Raw genomic sequence first — 13,654 nt, 5'->3', positions numbered from 1 at the left:
AAAACATCAGGGAGGAAACATTGAATAAACCTGAGAGGATATGGGAAAAACACTTTCCACAAGGCGCAAAATGGAATGAAAAGCTCAATATAACCAGCCTTTGTGAATTATTGGATGAATCGGCAAAAAAATTCAAAGACAAAACCGTTTTTGAATATCGCGATACCAAAATTACTTATGGTGATTTTGGCAATATGGTGCACAAACTTTCACAAGGATTGGTCAATCATGGTGTAAAAAAAGGCGATAAAATCGCGCTTTATTTGCCCAATACGATTTTTCACCCCTTGGCATTTTTTGCGATATTAAAAGCGGGTGCAATAGTGGTCCATTTATCGCCTCTTGATGCGATTAATGAGCTACGTCAAAAATTGAAAATTGTTGATTGCCGCAAAATCATAAGCATAAATCAAGAGGTTTTTTGCAAAAACACATTTGCCTTTGTTGATGATAACACAATTGATGAATTGATTTTATGCGATGATGATTTTTGGGGTAAGTCACCACTAAATTTATCAAAATATGATGGCAAAAACCATGTCACAATGCTTGACGAAATTATTGCCAAGGCGTCGGATGTTATACTTCCAGATGTTTTGATTGATGATACGGCATTGCTGCAATTTACTGGTGGGACAACAGGCTATCCAAAAGCCGCAATTCTTACACATAGTAATTTGTCCACTGCTGTAAACCAATCGCGCAATTTTACCGAACCTTATGAAGTAAAATCAGGCACCGAAACCGCAATCTGTGTTTTGCCATTATTCCATATTTATGCCTTGGTTGGGGTTTTGCTGCGCCACGTCATTGATGGCAGTCGTATTCTTATCAAAGAACGCTTTGATATGGACGAAATTATCTATGATATAGAGCATAACAAGGCTAGTGCATTGGCAAGTGTGCCAACAATGTGGTTTGCATTGTTACACCACCCACGTGCGAATGAAATTGATTTTTCGGCACTTAAATTTTGTGTCAGCGGTGGTGCTCCTTTACCGTTTGAAGTTCACAATAATATTGAAAAGCTAATTGGAACCATGCTGGGCGTTGGCTGGGGCATGACGGAAACCTGTGCATCGGGTACTCGCGTTCCAGTTGGACAAAAAATAAGACCACGCATTATTGGCATACCAATCCCTGAGGTTGATATTAAAATTCTTGATTTTGACAATGATTACAAAGAGGTTGAGATTGGGCAATCAGGAGAAATTGCCGTCAAAGGCGGTAATGTTTTTTCAGGATATTATAATGACCCAACCGCCAATCAAGAATCTTTTAAAGATGGGTATTTCCTAACAGGTGATATTGGTTCTTGTGATGAAAACGGTGTTTTTGAAATTATCGATCGCCGTAAAAATATGATTATCTCCGGCGGGTTTAACGTCTATCCAGTTAATATTGAAAACGCGATTTATCAAAGGGACGGGGTTGCCGAATGCATAGTAATTGGCATTCCAGATGAATATCGCGGTCAATCGGCAAAAGCTTTTATCAAGCTAAAGCCCAATGCGGAAAAATTCACATTAGATGAATTAAAGGAATTTCTTGGCGACAAATTGGGTCGTCATGAAATTCCAACCGCACTTGAATTCAGGGATGATTTGCCAAAAAGTGCTGCTGGTAAACTTTTGGCACGCGTCCTCATTGATGAAGAGAATGCAAAAAATGCATCATTAACAAGCTCATAAAGGGATAAAATGGAACTGGAATTCACCAAAGATGAAACCGCATTTCGTGATGAAGTGCGTAATTTTATCGAAACCGAAATGCCAAAAGACGTCGCCTTTAAAATGGCACATGACCGCGAGCTTGAAAAAGAAGATTTCATAAAAGTTCACCGCAAATTATATGAAAAAGGCTGGGCAACGGCACATTGGCCCAAAGAATATGGTGGCGCCGATTGGACGCCAGTGCAAAGGCACATTTTTGGTGAAGAAATGCAACGCGCATCCTTGCCTATGCCACTCGAATTTAATGCTAATATGGTGGGGCCGGTAATCGCACATTTTGGCTCAAAAGAACAAAAAGAAAAATTCCTGCAACCAACCGCAAGTCTTGAAATTTGGTGGGGGCAAGGTTTTTCTGAGCCTGGCGCAGGCTCTGATCTTGCGTCACTTAAAACCACTGCGGTGCGTGACGGCAATGAATACATCATCAATGGGCAAAAGACATGGACTACTTTGGGTCATTTTGCCGATTGGATATTCTGTTTGGTGCGCACCGATCCAACTGCCAAAAAGCAGAAAGGCATTTCCTTTATTTTGGTTGACATGAAAACACCCGGTATCGAGGTGCGCCCAATTATAACCGTTGAAGGCAATCATGAGGTTAATGAGGTCTTCTTTGATAATGTGCGTGTTCCGGCCGAAAATTTAGTGGGCGAAGAAAATCGCGGATGGGATTATGCAAAGTTCCTTTTGTCGAACGAACGTTTTGGTATTGCCAAAATTGGCGTGGCCAAACAAAGAATGCAAAGAATAAAATCATATGCCAAAACCCCTGATGCCAATGGCGAAAAACTTTGGGATGATGCAGTTTTCCGCGCACGCTTTTTGCAAACTGCTGCGGATATAAAAGCGCTTGAGATTACGCAATTGCGCATCCTTGCAAAACAACAAGGTCATGATTCGGATGCACCAGATCCATTGACATCAATGTTGAAAATAAAGGGTTCGGAATTGCAACAGGCAACCACCGAACTATTGCTTGAGGTTGCAGGCAAAGACAGTGAAAGCCCGCAAATTCGCGAAATTTACAAATCAGGCAATCAAGATTTCGAATGGCTTGATGCGGTTGCATCATCATATTTCAATAATCGCAAATTATCGATTTATGGTGGCTCAAATGAAATCCAACATAACATTCTTTCCAAAGCAATAATGGGCTTTTAAAAATGAATTTTGACCTAAACTCTGAACAAATTCAAATCCAAGATAGTTTCGCCCGCTTTTTTGCCGATGGTGCAAAAAGTCACTCACGCGCTTTGAAAAATTCATCGAAAAATATTCGTGAATTAAGCCATGCAGCAGCAGAGATGGGCATTTTGGCAATGCTATTTTCCGAAGAAAACGGTGGGCTATATTCATCGCCCACTGAAACCATGATCGCAATGGAAGAAGTCGGTAAATCATTATGCAATATTCCACTTGCAGAAACTGCATACGCCTGTCGCATTCTAGATAAAGCAGATGATTTCGCTGGGAAAGACGAATTAATCGCAAGCATAATTTCTGGCGAAAAAACTATTTCTATTGCCTTTGATGAATTTAACAACCGCAGCAATGGTGCAATCGTTAAAACCAATGAGAATAATGGTGTAATCAATGGCGTAAAAACTAACGCAAATTTTGAAAATGATTATTTCCTTGTAAATGCCCAAATGACAGGTGGCAAAATTGGTATTTTCCTAATTGCCAATGACGCAAAGGGTTTGAATATAAATAAATTTATGACCCATGACACATCCGCAAAATGTGATTTATATTTTGAAAATGTCGGGGCAGTAAAAATTTGTAATGATGACAATGTTGTTGAATATGCAAAAGACTTTGCAATCATCGCACTTTGTTATGAAGCAATCGGTATGATGCGCATGATTACAAACCTAACTAGCGAATATCTAAAAACCCGAAATCAGTTTGGTGTACCTTTAAGCAGCTTTCAAGTTTTGCAACATCGTGCGGTAGATATGCTGATTGAAACAGAACAGGCATTATCAATTGCCATTTATGCGTCATTATTACTTGATAATGATGATATTGAGGCACGCAAAATCGCGGTTAGCAATGCTAAGTTACGCGTGAATAATGCCGCAAAATTTGTATCACAACAAGCGGTGCAACTTCATGGTGGCATTGGTATGACAGATGAATATATTGGCGCGCATTATTTCAAACGACTTACGTTGTTCTGCAACATGATGGGCGACAATTATTTCCATTTAAACCGTTTAAACCTTGAAAAAGATATATTGGAAATTTGACAATGATAATGAATAGGCGTGAAAATATCGGGATATTTATGGGTTTAATGACCAATCTTGGTATTGTTACGTCTGGTCATTCTGCGGAAACGGCAGAAATGAACGAGAATTCATTCCTTAAAGATATTCAAACCTATTTTGACTTTGGCAACAAGCAAACAGGGCGCCCAGGCGATATTAATGCCGCCATTTGGCAAGAGAGCGAATTAGCTAAACTTGGCTTTAAAACAACTCGTCAAAAACTTAGCGTGATGGGGGGAAAAGATTTAATATCTTTTATTGAATATGGTGGAAATAAAATTCAACTATTACCGCAATATCCACTTAATTTGACGCCAGAGAGTGGCATTAATGCCGAATTTGCATATTTTTTACCGGAACAAAAAATAACAAATGTTACCGGCAAAATTATTCTATTGATTTTACCCTATAGCCGTTGGTCAAGTATTTTGCACCCTTATATATTAAACCCACTTAGCGCGGCGGCAAATGGCGGTGCATCAGCGGTTATTATTGCCACAACAGGTCCAAGTGGTGATGCACTTGCCCTTAATACCCCTATTAAATTGGATGGTATTAATATTCCAATTGCCATTATCGAACAAAGCGGAAGATCGAAATTAATATCTTATGCACCTCAAACAATAAAATTTACCCAAAGCGGTAGTCTTGTTAATTTTGATAGTTACAATCTTATCGGCAAATTAGATAAAGGATTTGATAAATGGCTTGTGGTTTCTAGCCCGCGCAGTGGTTGGTTTTCATGCGCCGGCGAACGTGGCCCTGGTGTTGCTGTTTGGCTTGCTTTGGCACGCCATTTGGCAAAAAGTAAGGCTAAATACAATCTCGCATTTATCAGCACTTCTGGTCATGAATTTGAGAATTTTGGTACGGAAATCCTTGCCCAAGCAGATTTACCAAAATCGGACAAGACCCAATTATGGCTGCATCTTGGGGCTGGCTTTGCGGCAAATGATTGGTTTGAACTTGGGGTAAAATTATCAAAGCTTAATAATGTAGATGCGCAAAGAATTTTATATTCATCACCAAATTTTAAAGATATTTGCACCAAAAATTTCAAAAATCAGGCAGGCCTTGAAATCGTGCGCGAAGCAAGCGCAAAGGCAGCAGGTGAAGCCGGAAAAATTGTTGAAAATGGTTATGGCAATATAATTGCCTTTGCAGGGGCGCATCGTTTTCACCATAGCCCGCATGACAATATGGATTGCGTAAATCTTCATGCAACCCAAGCAGTTTATGATTCATTATTGCAAACATTAAAACAATTATAGCAGGGAGCATAATATGAAGCCCGTGAATAGTTTTGTAATCAGCCTTTTTGCCATTATGTCATGTGCACAAATCGCAAACGCGCAAGATGTGACAATAAAATACGGAAAAATTGAGGGCAATAAACAAGATAATTCTATTAAATATCTTGGTATTCCTTATGCATCTGCACCAATTGGTGAAAAACGCTGGACAGAGCCCACAGCACCACAAAACTGGTCTGGTACATTAAAGGCGGATAAATATGGCGCATCATGCGTTCAATCACTTAGTGCAACCTTAAAAGCCACTTCACGCGAAGAGCCAATGGGTAAAGAAAGTGAAGACTGTTTGTTTGCCAATGTTTTTGTTCCTAAAAATGGCGGTAAAAACCTTCCTGTTATGGTTTGGATTCATGGTGGGGCAAACCGCATTGGTTCATCATCAAATCCGATTTATGATGGCGATAAATTTGCCCGCGACGGCGTAATTCTTGTAAGTTTTAATTACCGACTTGGTTTATTTGGATATTTTGATCATAAGGCATTTGCAACCGATAAAAATTATAACGGTAATTTTGGAACTCTGGATCAAATTGCGGCTTTAAAATGGGTAAATGAAAATATCGAAGCGTTTGGCGGCGATAAAAGCAATGTCACTATTTTTGGTGAATCTGCGGGTGGTGGTGCAGTTCTTAACTTAATGACATTGCCGCAAGCACAAGGTCTTTTCCAAAAAGCAATCGTAGAATCTGGCGGTGGATGGCAAAAATTCAAAACTCGTGAAGAATTTTCAACAGAAATCACCAGCAAAATGGAAACTATGGGGATTGCAGCAAATTCTTCAATTGCAGATCTTAAAGCAATTCCCGCTGATAAGTTAAGCCAGTTTGATTCAGGTATGGGTTTTGGGCCGTATATCGATAACAAACTTGTTAAAACCGATGTTGCCACCGCTTTTGCCAATTCGCAATCAACCAAAGTTCCATTAATTATCGGTAGCAATTCTAATGAAAGCTCTTTAATGGATAGGTTTGGCCTAAAGCCAACCGCAATATTTGCAAATCCACAAAGTAAAAAACTTGCTGATATGCTTTACGATGGACAAAATCTTGACGATACGCAAAAGGCGCGCAAATTTTTCACAGATTCAGTATTTGCCGCACCTGCATACACAATTGCCCGCGACCATTCGGTAAATAATAAGACATATTTCTATAATTTCTCATACTTAGCACAGATTATGCGCGGTCGCGCCGATGGCGTTGGTCATGGTGGTGAAATCCCATATGTCTTTGAAACTTTTTCTTCTATCGCTCGTATTGCGCCATTTTTAACCCCACGAGACAATGAACAGCAGGCCATTGTTCACACAATGTGGGTTAATTTTGCAAAGTCTGGAACACCATCTGCAAATTCAATTGAATGGAAAGAACTAAAGAAAGACGCGCCGTCAATGATGTCATTTGACGATAATAATCAAAATAAACCAATTGCAAACGCCACAAAATACGAGGCCATTGAGAAAGCGCTTAAAACGCAAAACTAATTTACTTTGCTAAATAAATCGCGGCGTTGCTCCATGGTGCGTACCAACATGCGATAAGTAAAGTCTGTTAACTCGCGTGAGGCACGCTCTGCCTCATTAGGAAGTTTTGCTTTAATCATTTCAATCACAATACGATATAGTGCAATTGAACTTGAGCTTAATTCAGGCTGCATCTGGCTTACACTTTCATGGAGTGCAATTTGATGTGCCCAGCGTGCAAGTATTGCAGTCTTATTTAACAATTGCTCTGAAAAATCGCTTTTTGACAATGACGCAATATAACGCCCCAATTCCATTGAATGATTAAAATGGGTATCGACATTATTTGCCGCCAAGGCTTTTTGGTTATAAACTTCAAATGCTTTATCAAGTTCGGCAATATTGGTTTTATCAAACCTTTCTGCGGCAAGCCGACAAACAGCACCAAAAAGACTTGTAAGCAATGTATAAATTTCGTGAACCGCTTCTGGAGTAAGCTCAATAACATGTGCGCCACGCCATGGCACGACCTCAACAAAGCCGGCTTGGCTAAGATGGCGGAATGCCTCGCGTACTGGACCATGCGAAACTTTAAACTTTTCGGCAATTTCCCGCTCTTTAATCCATGAGCCAGGTGGGATCTCCCAAGTAATAATCTTCTTCATCACCGCATCTGCAATTTGGCGATCTAGTGTTTTCGAAGATTTGTCTTTTTCTGTCATCTCCTCACCTGCCCTATTATTCATTATAAACTCCCAAAATGCAAAAATTATTGATTATTTTTCACGCTTACAAATGCAATTATAAATAATATTTCTATTTTATCCATCCTTTATAATGGATTTATTCTAAAATTAGCAACAAAAAACACTGCGCATTTTTAAACCAATACAAAAACCATCACTTACAACAATTGCCTACAAAACAAAGCATTTCAGGCATTATTTTTGCGAAAAAATTTTTATTACCGCACATGAACATAAATTTAGAATTATTTTTTACATTTAATCGTTAAAAAATATTGACAATTTTGTATTTTAGTATGACAAGAATTATCAATAATATTATAGGGAGGATAAACCATGAATTTACGGACTGCATTCCTTGCAGGTACGGCGGCTATTGCCTTATTATGTGACGCAGGCATGTCATTTGCCGCAACACAAGCCACATCAGAACCACAAAATGGAAACAATGCTGAACAAGCGCAAGAAGGTGACAAGGTAATCGTTACCGCTAGACGGCGCTCTGAAAGACTCATTGATGTTCCCGCATCAGTAAGCGTAGTTTCGGCACAAACACTTAATGACCGCGGCGGCGTAACTAGCGTTAAATCACTTGTCGAGGGTCAAGCCGGTGTGCGCTTTTACGATTCCACATCGCCAACCAACTCAGAAATTTCAATGCGTGGCTCACCAACTGCACGTGCTACAAGTTCTGACCCTGCGGTCGGACTATATCGCAGCTCGTCATATGTTGGCGGCGGGGCAATTGGTGGCCGTAGCTTTGCTAAGATGGATTTATTTGACGTTGGTCGCGTTGAAGTTATGCGTGGCGCACAAGGCGCATTATATGGTCGTAACGCTGTTGGCGGCGCCATTAATATCGTTTCGGCTCTACCTGAATACGAATCTTATAAAGGTTCTGTTGATTTAAAATACACCAGCGAGATAGAAGGCAGCCAAGCACAAATCGTGCAAAACATTGCCTTGGGTGAAAATACCGCAATTCGCCTAGGTTATGACTATATTAAACAGGATAAAGGTTTTTTCAAAAATCCTGACAATAACACCTATTTTGATATTTATGACGGCAGCGGCTACCGCGCGCAATTACGTCATAAAATGGCTAATTGGGATATGAACTTCTTGCATGAAGGGCAAGACTACCGCGTTCCTGCAATTGCATATCGCGTTTATATTGACCCCAATGCAGCATCAGGCTTCCCAGTGGGTTATTATCAACCACAATTCAGCTATGCTTGGAACTTCAAACCATATGCTTATCAAAAGCAAACCACAGACATATTAACCCTAAGCGGAACCTATCCTTGGGGTATGATTATATCAAATACTATGTATCGTGATCGTGAAACCTATTATCAGTTTGATGGTGATGGCATCAACGTAACCGATTACAACACTGGTCGCAGTAATGGAACATTCACGCGCGCGCTTGATCCAAGTGTTAGCTCGATGAACCTTGATAAAACCAAGACATTATCGCAGAACCTTCAGTTTAACGGTAGCTTCCTTGACTCAAAGTTAAACTGGCTTGCTGGTTTTGAACTTTTGAGAATTGAAAGCGACAGCGTGGTAACATCAGGCCGCACACCAACCCAGGCAAACCCATCGCCTGGTGCGCGTTCACCTGCAAATGTTATTTATGATTCAAGCGCGCTTTTTGGCTCCTTGGGGTATAAAATTACACCGAAATGGGAAGTCTCATACGAAGGGCGCTATACATCTGATAAAAAGCAAGTTGACGCAAAACGTTATGACTTGCTAACCGGTTTACAAGCTGGCGGAAGTGCATTTAATATTGATTCAGAACTGTCACCGACCAACTATTCTTATAACTTTGTAACATCATACAAAGTTTTGCCACGCCTAACTGCTTATGCAAAAATTGGCACTGCGTATAGATCTGGTGGTTTTAACACAAACCTAGGCGACCCACGCCAACCAATTACAATTCCTGCATCTTATCAAAACGAAGAAACCACCGCATACGAAGTTGGTTTCAGAGGAAGGTTATTTGACAGGGTAAGCATTGCCACCGCATATTATAAAAATGAGATTGATAACCTTATTGTGCAGACCGATAACGGTTGCCGTGCAACTAATCCAACTTGCCCAATTACTGCAACCTCATTCTTAACTAATGCCGGTAAAGCAGAGGCATCTGGTATCGAGCTTGAATTATCAACCATGTTCAAACTATTGGGCGGTAATTTACGAATTGATGCCAATGGCTCTAAACAAGATGGAAAAGTAACTGAGGGTCAATATAAGGGCTCAAGCCTTCCACAAGCGCCTGATTGGACTGCGGGTCTTGATTTACATTATACGCACCGCATAACCGATGTCGTAGATGGCTTTATGCATATTGACTATAACGGTCACTGGGGCGGCCAACAAGAACTTGTTCCGCCACTATTCCCAATCAAAGATTTGCAGATTGTGAATGCGCGCATTGGTGCCAAGTTCAAAGGTTATGAGATTGCGTATTTTGCCAATAACGTCTTTGACAATGTTGAAGTCATTTACCAGTCAACAACCGCAAGACGTTACAACCAACCATTCACCTCTGGTGTTCAGCTTATAAAACGTTGGTAATATCATTTTTAAAGCCCGCTAAATCGGCGGGCTTTTTTATTTCTTTAGTTATTATAATAAATGTTTATAGCACTAGAAAATTTTTTGTTATGAGGCTAAAGATTGCTACATGACAAAGACGACCTCCCAATCTGCAAATGAAACTACTTCCTTTGGCTTTCAAGAAGTTCCCGTAGCGGAAAAAGCATCCAAAGTTCGCGATGTTTTTGACAAAGTTGCATCTAAATACGACATTATGAATGACATTATGTCTTTTGGCCTGCATCGCCAATGGAAAGATGCGGTTGCCGCACGCCTAAACCCGCGTCCGGGCGAAACCATCATTGATATGGCAGGCGGCACGGGCGACCTTGCACGACGTTTCAAAAAAATTGCTGACCGCGCCCAATACCGTAATGGTGGTGACCCTGCGCGTATTATCGTTTGCGATATTAACGAAGAAATGATTATGGCGGGTCGCGCACAACGTGGCGAAGGCGGTCTTGAATGGATGGTGGTTGATGCCGAAACTTTGCCATTTGAAGACAATAGTGCCGATGCCTATGTAATTTCATTTGGTATCCGTAATGTTACCAATATTCCAAAAGCATTGCGCGAAGCGTTTAGAGTTTTGAAAAATGGGGGTCGTTTTTATTGCCTTGAATTTTCAAAACCAACTGATGACTTTTTGCAATCAATGTATGATGTCTGGTCATTCAAGGCTATTCCAAAAATTGGCGGCATGATTGCAGGCGATGAGCAACCATATCAATATCTTGTTGAATCAATCGCTAAATTTCCTGATCAACTGACCTTTAAGAAAATGATTGAGGATGCAGGCTTTTCACGCGTTGGCATAACCAATTTCGCCGGTGGCATTGTTGCAATGCATGGCGCATGGGTAATAAAATAGAGGTTATAAAATATGCCAAGCCGGATTTTACGCCTTATCGAAGTGATTTTTACGCTTGGGCGTTATGATGTGATTTTGCCAAAAGAGTTCCAATCCCTTGTGCCAAAGGGGGCAAAAGCTCTTGGCTCTACACTTAGAAGCGGTGAAAACATCGAAGAAAACGTTGGCGAACGTCTTTCAAAGGCGCTTGAAAAACTTGGGGTGGTTTGGATTAAATTAGGTCAAGTTTTGGCAACCCGCCCCGATATTGTCGGGGTTCATCACGCCCGCGCCCTTACCAAATTAAAAGACCGTGTTGCGCCATTTGCCGACAATGAGGCGAAACAAATTCTGGCGCGTGAATTTACCGATAATGACGAAAGCAAATTAACTGAAAAATTCGGCGAATTAGGTTCGGTTGTGGCCTCTGCCTCTGTGGCACAAGTTTACAAAATCACTTCACCCAAAGGGGGGGAATTTGCGGTCAAAATTCTGCGCCCCAATGTTGAGAAAGAAATAGCACGCGATATTCGCGCCCTAAAACTTGGCGCAAAAATAATTGAATTTATTTCGCCAAAATCACGCCGCCTGCGTCCCGTTGCATTGGTTGATACCATTGCCCGCTCGATGGAGCTTGAAACCGATTTACGGCGTGAAGCAGGTGCCGCAGATGCCTTTGCACAAATCGCGGCAATTGATAATTTCATCAAGGCACCCAAAGTTAATTGGGAATTATCAACCAAAGACGTGCTTACAACCGAATGGGTTGACGGAATTTCACTTACCGATGACCGCGCACTTATTGGTCAAGATAGCGTCAAACTTGCCGATAATATAACAAAGGCATTTTTAACTACCGCGCTTGAATATGGCTATTTCCATGCCGACATGCACGAAGGCAATTTGATTGTTACCAATGACGGTAATATTTGCGCGGTTGATTTTGGCATTATGGGCCGTCTTGGCAAAAAGGAGCAACGCTATCTTGCTGAAATCCTTTATTGCTTTATCAAACGTGATTATCGTGGTGCTGCAAAAGTGCATTTTGATGCCGGATACGTCCCTTCCACCTATGACATTGGCGAGTTTGGAATTGCCTTGCGTGCAGTGGGTGAACCAATATGGGGGAAGCCGGCAAGTGAAGTTTCAATGGGGCGCGTTCTTTTACAATTATTTGATGTCACAGAACAATTTGGCATGAAGCTTCGCCCTGAATTAGTATTGTTGCAAAAAACAATGGTTCAAGTTGAAGGTGTCGCAAGGTCAATTGACCCTAATCATGATATTTGGAAATCGGCGCAGCCAATCGTTGAACGCTTTATGAGGCGTGAAATTGGGCTAGAGGGAATCATGGAAACCTCAAAAGAACATTTGACAACGCTGGCGCAATCAATAATGAAGTTACCGATACTTATTGATAAGCTCGAAGAATTTCTTGAGCAGCAACAGAAAAATTAAAGAAATCTGATTTGAACCGTATAACACTGACCATAATTTTGGCGTCCCTTTCGATGATTGGGCCGATTGCAATTGATTCCTATTTGCCATCTTTTGGAAGCATTGCAAAAAACCTGCATGTGCCTGAAGCTGCGGTACAACAGACTTTGAGTGTCTATTTGATATCATTTGCAATCTCGACCCTATTTATTGGCACACTATCGGATAGGTTTGGACGTAAACCAGTGGCAGTTATTTCATTAATTGGGTTTTCGCTGGTTTCGGTTCTCGCGTCATTTTCACCTAATCTTGAATTCTTAATCTTTTGTCGGGCATTCCAAGGCATTTTCGGAAGTGTTGGCGTAGTTATTGGCCAATCAATCGTCAAAGATAAGTTCGAGGGTGCGGATGCGCGGCGCATGCTTGCCAATATTTTGATGGTATTTTCAATTGCCCCTGCAATTGCACCTATAATGGGTGGTTTTTTAGAATCCCATTTCTCATGGCGCGCCAATTTTTACTTTATGGCGGCATTCACTGCTTTGATTGCACTTTTGTGTATTTTAAAACTTGAAGAAACCTTGCCAATTAATCATCGCCATAAATTAAACTTTGGCTCTTTGGTAAGTGGTTATGTGGGATGCTTCACCAACCCAACCTTTACATTGCGCGCAATGGCAATGGGCTTTTCATTTGGCGGCATAGGGATTTATATTGCCTCAGCATCTGGTTTCATTGTACATATTTTAGGCTTAAAAGAAACCGATTTCGGGTGGCTCTTTATTCCTATGGTTTGTGGAATGATAATAGGTTCACGCCTTAGCGCGCATTTTGCCGACAAAATTTCGGCAACTAAAATGGTGTTTATTGGCATGGCAATTGGGCTTTCAGCGGCCATTATAAACTTTGTTTATAATTTCTTCTTTGCACCAAAATTATTATTAGCAATCATACCGCTATTTATTTTCGCAATTGGCATGACAATGACCAACCCTTGCATAAACCTTATGACACTTGAATTAATGCCGGAACGTAAAGGGCTTGCGTCATCGGCATCAAACTTTATGCGGATGGCGGTGTTTTCAATGGGCTCTGGGGTAATTGCCCCAATAGTTTTCAATAGCGCCCATAATCTGGCACTTGCAATGCTTGGTTCATATATAATTGCTGTGGTGCTTTGGTTCTTAAGCCTTAAAACAGTAGAGCTTTCACCAAAATAAAAAAGGG

Annotated in this window: 10 protein-coding genes; 9 read left to right on the top strand and 1 reads right to left on the bottom strand. The window is 40.9% G+C overall.

Annotation, left to right across the window (positions count from 1 at the left end; all coding sequences use genetic code 11):
- The first annotated feature begins 20 nt into the window (after window positions 1-20).
- The 5 genes from KXV15_RS03360 to KXV15_RS03340 are packed head-to-tail and all read left to right on the top strand — an operon-like array spanning window position 21 to window position 6,802.
- Window positions 21-1,691 carry an AMP-binding protein gene (locus tag KXV15_RS03360; RefSeq protein WP_240006742.1) on the top strand — a complete coding sequence of 557 codons (1,671 nt, stop codon included), beginning with the start codon at window positions 21-23 and terminating at the stop codon, window positions 1,689-1,691.
- 9 nt (window positions 1,692-1,700) lie between these two features.
- Window positions 1,701-2,894 carry an acyl-CoA dehydrogenase family protein gene (locus KXV15_RS03355; protein ID WP_240006741.1) on the top strand — a complete coding sequence of 398 codons (1,194 nt, stop codon included), beginning with the start codon at window positions 1,701-1,703 and terminating at the stop codon, window positions 2,892-2,894.
- A gap of 2 nt (window positions 2,895-2,896) precedes the next feature.
- Window positions 2,897-3,985, top strand: a complete 1,089-nt coding sequence (locus tag KXV15_RS03350; RefSeq protein WP_240006740.1) for an acyl-CoA dehydrogenase family protein — start codon at window positions 2,897-2,899, stop codon at window positions 3,983-3,985.
- Between the two features lie 8 nt (window positions 3,986-3,993).
- Window positions 3,994-5,277, top strand: coding sequence for a zinc-binding metallopeptidase family protein (locus KXV15_RS03345; RefSeq protein ID WP_240006739.1), 1,284 nt, complete (start codon window positions 3,994-3,996; stop codon window positions 5,275-5,277).
- 13 nt (window positions 5,278-5,290) lie between these two features.
- Window positions 5,291-6,802 (top strand): carboxylesterase/lipase family protein, encoded by a 1,512-nt coding sequence (locus tag KXV15_RS03340; RefSeq protein WP_240006738.1) that lies wholly within the window; start codon window positions 5,291-5,293, stop codon window positions 6,800-6,802.
- On the opposite strand, the gene KXV15_RS03335 is transcribed toward KXV15_RS03340, so the two are convergent.
- Complete coding sequence (locus KXV15_RS03335; RefSeq protein WP_240006737.1) at window positions 6,799-7,527, bottom strand: GntR family transcriptional regulator; 729 nt, start codon at window positions 7,525-7,527, stop codon at window positions 6,799-6,801. The genes KXV15_RS03340 and KXV15_RS03335 overlap by 4 nt on opposite strands.
- A gap of 336 nt (window positions 7,528-7,863) precedes the next feature.
- On the opposite strand from KXV15_RS03335, the gene KXV15_RS03330 reads away from it, so the two are divergent.
- From KXV15_RS03330 to KXV15_RS03315, 4 genes are all read left to right on the top strand, one after another.
- Window positions 7,864-10,119 (top strand): TonB-dependent receptor, encoded by a 2,256-nt coding sequence (locus KXV15_RS03330; protein ID WP_240006736.1) that lies wholly within the window; start codon window positions 7,864-7,866, stop codon window positions 10,117-10,119.
- A 109-nt stretch (window positions 10,120-10,228) separates the two neighbouring features.
- Complete coding sequence (locus KXV15_RS03325) at window positions 10,229-11,011, top strand: class I SAM-dependent methyltransferase (RefSeq protein WP_240006735.1); 783 nt, start codon at window positions 10,229-10,231, stop codon at window positions 11,009-11,011.
- A gap of 12 nt (window positions 11,012-11,023) precedes the next feature.
- On the top strand, window positions 11,024-12,448 hold the full coding sequence (locus KXV15_RS03320; RefSeq protein WP_240006734.1) for an AarF/UbiB family protein: 1,425 nt from the start codon (window positions 11,024-11,026) through the stop codon (window positions 12,446-12,448).
- A gap of 11 nt (window positions 12,449-12,459) precedes the next feature.
- Window positions 12,460-13,647: a multidrug effflux MFS transporter gene (locus tag KXV15_RS03315; protein WP_240006733.1), complete on the top strand. Its 1,188-nt coding sequence runs from the start codon at window positions 12,460-12,462 to the stop codon at window positions 13,645-13,647.
- Window positions 13,648-13,654 lie beyond the last annotated feature (7 nt).

It is taken from the genome of Pseudaquidulcibacter saccharophilus, assembly GCF_019455445.1.
Classification (GTDB): Bacteria; Pseudomonadota; Alphaproteobacteria; order Caulobacterales; family Aquidulcibacteraceae; genus Pseudaquidulcibacter; species Pseudaquidulcibacter saccharophilus.
This window is presented reverse-complemented; position numbering and strand designations above follow the sequence as displayed.

Bases quoted from the DNA above. Each gene is read 5' to 3' on its own strand.
- KXV15_RS03355 (WP_240006741.1), top strand. From the start codon at position 1,701: ATGGAACTGGAATTCACCAAAGATGAAACCGCATTTCGTGATGAAGTG.
- KXV15_RS03350 (WP_240006740.1), top strand. From the start codon at position 2,897: ATGAATTTTGACCTAAACTCTGAACAAATTCAAATCCAAGATAGTTTC.
- KXV15_RS03345 (WP_240006739.1), top strand. From the start codon at position 3,994: ATGAATAGGCGTGAAAATATCGGGATATTTATGGGTTTAATGACCAAT.
- KXV15_RS03340 (WP_240006738.1), top strand. From the start codon at position 5,291: ATGAAGCCCGTGAATAGTTTTGTAATCAGCCTTTTTGCCATTATGTCA.
- KXV15_RS03335 (WP_240006737.1), bottom strand. From the start codon at position 7,527: ATGAATAATAGGGCAGGTGAGGAGATGACAGAAAAAGACAAATCTTCG.
- KXV15_RS03330 (WP_240006736.1), top strand. From the start codon at position 7,864: ATGAATTTACGGACTGCATTCCTTGCAGGTACGGCGGCTATTGCCTTA.
- KXV15_RS03325 (WP_240006735.1), top strand. From the start codon at position 10,229: ATGACAAAGACGACCTCCCAATCTGCAAATGAAACTACTTCCTTTGGC.
- KXV15_RS03320 (WP_240006734.1), top strand. From the start codon at position 11,024: ATGCCAAGCCGGATTTTACGCCTTATCGAAGTGATTTTTACGCTTGGG.